A 5,144-nucleotide genomic window follows, 5' to 3' on the forward strand; every position below is an offset into this window, starting at 1 on the left:
AGGCCCACGAAAACCCCGAAAGTCGAGCGGCAGAAGGCCCTCCCGGGAAACCGGACCCCGCAGACACCGAAGCGCCGGAAATCCGGGTACTCGGTCCGGTGACCGTCACCGGGATCGAGTCCTCCGGCCACGGACCCAAACTCGCCTCACTGGCCGCGCTGCTCCACTTCAAGCCCGGCCGCAGTGCCGACGAACTCTGCGACGCCATGGACCCTGCATCCCCCTGGTCGAAGAACACCCTCCAGGTCCGCGTCTCCGAACTCCGTAAACGCCTCGGCACCGACGCAGACGGAAACCCCTACCTCCCCCGCGACCGCAGCCCCGGCTACCGCCTCAGCAAGGCCGTCCGCTGCGACTGGGACCGCTTCCGACAACTCGCCGAATCCGGCCTCCGCAAAGGCCCAGAGGCAGGAATCGCCGACCTCGAAGCAGCCCTCGCTCTCGTGCGCGGCCGCCCGCTGTCCGGAGGAACCCACGCCTGGGCCACCTCCCAGGTCCAGCAGATCATCTCCCGCATCACCGACACCGCCCACACCGCCGCAACCTGGCACCGCGAAGCACCCCACCCCGACCTCGACGCCGCCCGCCACGCCATCACCACCGGACTCGACGCCGACGACACCGCCGAACTCCTCTACCAGGACTGGATCATCATCGAAGCCCAAGCCGACAACCGCGCAGGTGTCTTCCACGTCATCGAAGCCCTCCAGGCCGTCAACCGGCGCCTCGACGTCGGCATGCTCCCGCAGACCGAAGAACTCATCGCCAGCATCCTCGAGAGGCCGAAGACAACCCTCTGACCAGCGACGTGGAGGGCCTCTCAGCAGCTGTTCCGGCCTGCTCCCGCTATCGGCCTGCCGCCCGTCCTACGCCTCGGGGCCAACGGCCGCCAGGGGCCCGGTCGAGCTTGCCCTCCGGCGGCTTCCTGCACCACAGCCCCTCGAGGAGTAAGACACGCTCCCCGGCCCGCGCGATCGGCGGGGCGAGAAAGTCACGTCCGCTGCCTGACGGTTACGCCAAGCCGATTGTCGCCAGGGCTTCGCGGGCACCCTTGGGCACCTCATAGCCGGGCATACATGGTTGAGCTGCGCCTCGAAGGACGGGCGCGGCTCAGGCGCGTTCGGGGCACTCCCGAAGGGGGGAGGCGTGAGCAGCACCCACACCGTCAAGAACAGTCGGCTGGCCTCCGGTTGGGACTCGGCAACGCCCTCATCGCAGAGCGATCGGCCGCGCGACTGTCCAGCGACCGCGCAGCGACCAGAACGTCCGCGTCCGTCGTCATGCTGATGCGCAGGTATCCATTGGCCGCAGAAAGGTAAGGATTCACTGTGCTGAATGTTCAGAGAATCGGCGGCAGGTCACTGTCCCGGCTGCTGGCCCTGATCCTCACGCTGGCGATCGGTGCGACCGTCGGCCTGGCCGGTGCCGGCCAGGCCGACGCCGACACTCCCGACCGCCGCATCAGCCACGTCTCGCTGAACCTGACCGGAACAGCTGGCACAGATCAGGCGCGTGATTACAGCGACTTCCTCCGTGGCGTGCAGGGTGCAGCCGCCCACGGGTGGGGCAGCGGCATCGGGCAGACGCAGGGCAACGCGGACGCGCTCCTGCGCGTGGACATCACCTTCCACGAAACGCTGCAACTGTGGATCACCCCCAACAACATGTATCTGCGGGGCTTCACCACTCCGAACGGGTTGACGTTCGCGTTCAACGACTATCCGTTGCAACAGGTGATGGCGGACTTTGCCGCGGCCCACTCCCCAGACGCCCGTCTCCTTCCGCCCCCGGATGGCATCAGGCCACTCCCCTACAGCTCGGGCTACATCGACATGGTCCGGGCCGCCGGCCGTGATCGGACGAACACTCCGATGTCCTACGCCAGCCTGCTCAACTCGCTGGCCACCCTGCGGGTCACGCAGCAGCCCGACCAGAACCCGAACGTCGCGAGGTCGCTGCTGTTCTTCATCCAGTACGTCTCTGAGGCCGCGCGCTTCCGCCCCGTGGCCGCCATGATGCTCGGCGTCATGAACGGCAGCATCACCGCCCCCGGCGTGCCGGCCGGCCTGCAAGAACTCGAGAACGACTGGTCCGCGCTGTCGGCATGGGCATATGACTTGAGGACTGGGAATACCCCGCCCCCACTCAATGTCGGCCCCCACTACGGAACCGTCAACAGCTACCGACAGCTGCGCGCGGCGGTGATGCTGCTGCTGGGCGCCCTCAACCAAGCCCCTCCCCCCGGCGACTTCAAGCACGACGAGGTGTAACCGACTCCGGTCACATCACACGTGTGACTCTCATCGGTAAGGGGTTCCCGAGAGTTGGCCGAGATACGGCCGAAAGGGATGAGCAGGTCTCTCGGTGGACCCTGCTCATCCTTGACGGCGCTGGTCAGCGTGCTGCTCGCCGGAGCTGCGGGAAGGGGAAAGTCTGGTCAGGCGCTGCTTCAGCGTGGTCCGGTACGGCGCGTGAGTACCCACTGGTCTTGTCCGTGGTCCTTCGAACAGGCAGGGAGGCAGTGTGTCGTTGACGGGAATGTTCTTCGGCGCGTTATGTACCGGCGCCGGAGCGTGGTGTCTGAGGCTCGCCGTCCGGGAGGGCCGCGTGATGTCGCGATTGCGCCGGTCCGGACTGCGTACCGATGGGACCGTGATCCAGAGGGAACGGAAGCGTTCCGGTGATGACTGGACCTGGGCGTCCGTCATCGAGTTCACGGACGGTCAGGGCCGTCATGTCGAGTTCACGAACAACGGCCTGGACCTGGCCGTGGGCAGTCGGGTTCCGCTTCTCTATTCCCCCGAAGACCCCAGGACCGCGCGGGTACTCACCAAACGCCACCTCGCGGACCAAGTTCTCTTGTTCGTGATGGGTTTGATGTGGCTCTGTGGCGCGGTCGTGATCGTAATTGCCGCCTGAGCCGACAATTACGGCCTGGAGTCGGCCCTGTCAATCACCACGCCCCATCATCAACGTGCGCCACAACACTTTGATCACGAGGCGGCCTGCCCGCGCCCAACCGCCACCCGAACCAGTCGCCACCCTGCATCACTTGCAGACGGCGCAGATGACGCTATGTCAGGTCATGTTCTATGACTGGAGTAGCAGCCTGATACGGCATAAACATCCCGAAGGGTGATGCCGTAAGGGAACTACTTGAACAGACATTAAACAGACAACGAGAGGATGGACTGTGAGCCACAGTGAACTTCTGTACGTGCCGGCGGGCGAAGGTCTGACCAAGTGGGTTTCGGGTGACGCATACACCATGAAGGTCACCAAGCGGCACACCGTCGGCTCGCTGGCCTTCATCGAGGCGATCGTGCCGCCCGGCGGCGGGCCGATCGCGCACGCGCACAGCGCCGAGGACGAAGCGTACTACCTCCTGGACGGGGAACTGGAATTTCTCGACGGCGACCGCACCTTCGTTGCGGGCGCCGGTGATTTCGTATTCATTCCGCGCACCCGTCGCCACCGCTTCAAGAACATCACCGACACCACGGCCAAGACTCTCTTCCTGTTCACCCCGGCCGGCCCGGAGGACCTGTTCATTGAGGGCGGCGATGATCCGCGCCCCGGTGAGCAGCCTGAGGTCTGGGACATGGACCGGGTGGCGCAAATCGCGTACCTGGTAGAGCGCACCGGTCTCACCGTTCTGCCAGAGGGTTGAGACCCATCGACTTCCCGTGGTAATGGCGGAAGAATGGGCGCATACGCGGGCTATAGGCCACGTCGAAGCCGGCCGAGGTGGCTGGTCGCGAGAGCCATTGACCAGGCCCTTCAGTGGCTTTTCCGCCGTTACTGCCGGGACTCCGATGGACCAGGTCAAACCGGGTTACCACATTCTCGACCAGGACATCTGATCGTCGAGTATGGGGCGTCTTGTGCCGTCAGCCGCCGGGTTGGCCGAGGGCTTCGAGTTGCCGCAGGACGCGTTCGGCGGCCTGGTCACGCCCCTGCTGCCGGTACAGCTCCAGCGCCTCCCGCCACACAGCGCGGGCTTGGTCGTGTTGGCCGAGGGCGGCGTGCGGGTGGCCCAGCGCGTCGAGGGCATCGGCCACGTAGTAGGTGTGGCCGAGGTCGCGGTACAGGGCGAGGGCCTGCCGGTAGCAGACGATGGCTTGGTGGTGGTGGCCGGTGTGGTGGTCGATGTAGCCCAGGCTGTCCAGGGTGTTCGCCTCACCCTGAGGGTCGTGGTGGCCGTGGCGCAGGGCGAGCGAGGCCTGGCAGTGCTCGCGGGCCCGGTCGTACTCACCGAGTCGGGCGGCGTACCAACCCACCAGGTTGAGTGCATTGGCTTCCCACACCGGGTTGTTCAGGGCGCGGTAGAGGGGCAGGGCATGGGCGGCGTGCTCCAGTGCCCGCCCGTCGTCCCCCTGCTGCCCCCAGGCCAACGCAAGCGAGTGCTGGGCCCGGGCCTGGGCGGTGGGGTCAGGGTGATACTCGGCCAGGGCAAGGGCCTGGTGCAGGTGCTCGATTGCCTCCTCGTGACGTCCCAGGTTGGTGTAGGCGTCACCGAGGAGCACGTGGGCGCGGGCCCGGGCGGTGGGGTCGGGGAGGTGCTCGGCGGCGGCCAGCCCGGCCCGCCACACGGCGAGCTGGTCGTGGCGGTGTCCCCGCCGGTGATGGAAAGCGTCCAGAGCCCAGGCCAGGATCCATACGGCCCGGTGCCAGCCGTAGGTGGCGGCGATGTGCTGGGCGGCCAGCAGGCACGCATGCTCGGTGTCGAACCAGGCCAGCGCCACCGCGTGGTTGGGCAGCGGGTGGGGCCGGCAGCCGGGTGCGGGCGGGTCGAGCGGCAGCACGGGCGGGCGGTGGGGGTCCAGGAAACGGTGGGCGGTGTCAGCAGTGTGGGCGTAGAAGTCGATCACGCGCCGCAGCGCGGCCTGGCGCTCGGCGTCGTCGTCGTGGGCGTGGGCCTGTTCGGCCGCGTAGGCGCGCAGCAGGTCATGCAGGCTGTAGCGGCCTGGGGAGTGCTCGGTGATCAGGTGCGCGCGGGACAGTTCGTCAACGGCGTGGCGAGTCGTGTCGGGATCGTGGCCGGCCAGGCAGGCGGTGGCGAGAAGGCTGATGTCCGGGCCCGGGTGCATGCCCAAAAGTCGGAACACGCGGGCCGACTCGACTTTCGCTGTTCTCGTAGGTCA

Annotated in this window: 5 protein-coding genes; 4 read left to right on the top strand and 1 reads right to left on the bottom strand. The window is 67.0% G+C overall.

What is annotated here, in order from left to right; translation table 11 throughout:
- Positions 1–98 precede the first annotated feature (98 nt).
- The 4 genes from ACLHRZ_RS36540 to ACLHRZ_RS36555 all read left to right on the top strand — a co-directional run bounded on the left by ACLHRZ_RS36540 (position 99) and on the right by ACLHRZ_RS36555 (position 3,670).
- A complete protein-coding gene (locus ACLHRZ_RS36540; RefSeq protein ID WP_490422899.1) occupies positions 99–800 on the top strand; it encodes an AfsR/SARP family transcriptional regulator in 702 nt (233 codons plus the stop codon).
- 528 nt (positions 801–1,328) lie between these two features.
- Positions 1,329–2,270: a ribosome-inactivating family protein gene (locus tag ACLHRZ_RS36545; protein WP_490422900.1), complete on the top strand. Its 942-nt coding sequence runs from the start codon at positions 1,329–1,331 to the stop codon at positions 2,268–2,270.
- A 253-nt stretch (positions 2,271–2,523) separates the two neighbouring features.
- Positions 2,524–2,919 carry a DUF3592 domain-containing protein gene (locus ACLHRZ_RS36550; protein ID WP_490422901.1) on the top strand — a complete coding sequence of 132 codons (396 nt, stop codon included), beginning with the start codon at positions 2,524–2,526 and terminating at the stop codon, positions 2,917–2,919.
- Between the two features lie 274 nt (positions 2,920–3,193).
- A complete protein-coding gene (locus tag ACLHRZ_RS36555; protein WP_490422902.1) occupies positions 3,194–3,670 on the top strand; it encodes a cupin domain-containing protein in 477 nt (158 codons plus the stop codon).
- 220 nt (positions 3,671–3,890) lie between these two features.
- On the opposite strand, the gene ACLHRZ_RS36560 is transcribed toward ACLHRZ_RS36555, so the two are convergent.
- Positions 3,891–5,108, bottom strand: coding sequence for a tetratricopeptide repeat protein (locus ACLHRZ_RS36560; RefSeq protein WP_490422903.1), 1,218 nt, complete (start codon positions 5,106–5,108; stop codon positions 3,891–3,893).
- Between the last annotated feature and the right edge of the window lie 36 nt (positions 5,109–5,144).

This window comes from Streptomyces sp. AM25 (assembly GCF_058146165.1).